Genomic DNA, 321 nt, shown 5'->3' with positions numbered 1-321 from the left:
GTCTATTGAACAAGCGATAGACAACATCAAGTATCGTCTGCGAGCGACTGGTGAGCGAGAACTATCTTCATTGCAAGTGGGTGAAGAAGTGATGCGAGAACTTCGAAGTTTAGATGAAGTTGCATATGTTCGATTTGCCTCGGTATATCGCAGTTTCCAAGACATCAATGAGTTTAAAGAAGAGATTGATCGCTTAGCCAAGCGTGATCGCTCTTCTGATAACGCATAAGCACTAAGAGTTTTGCTCCATATGCATGACTGGTCGGCTGATGATCATCGTTATATGGCTCGTGCTATCGAGTTAGCCTGGCTTGGTGAATT

Annotated in this window: 1 protein-coding gene; it reads left to right on the top strand. The window is 43.9% G+C overall.

Annotated features, from left to right (window positions below):
* Positions 1 to 229: ATP cone domain-containing protein (locus A3738_RS10650; protein WP_369819795.1), on the top strand; the 229-nt coding region annotated here is incomplete at its 5' end.
* Positions 230 to 321: the final 92 nt, after the last annotated feature.

The sequence above is a fragment of the Oleiphilus sp. HI0066 genome, from assembly GCF_001635725.1.
This window is presented reverse-complemented; position numbering and strand designations above follow the sequence as displayed.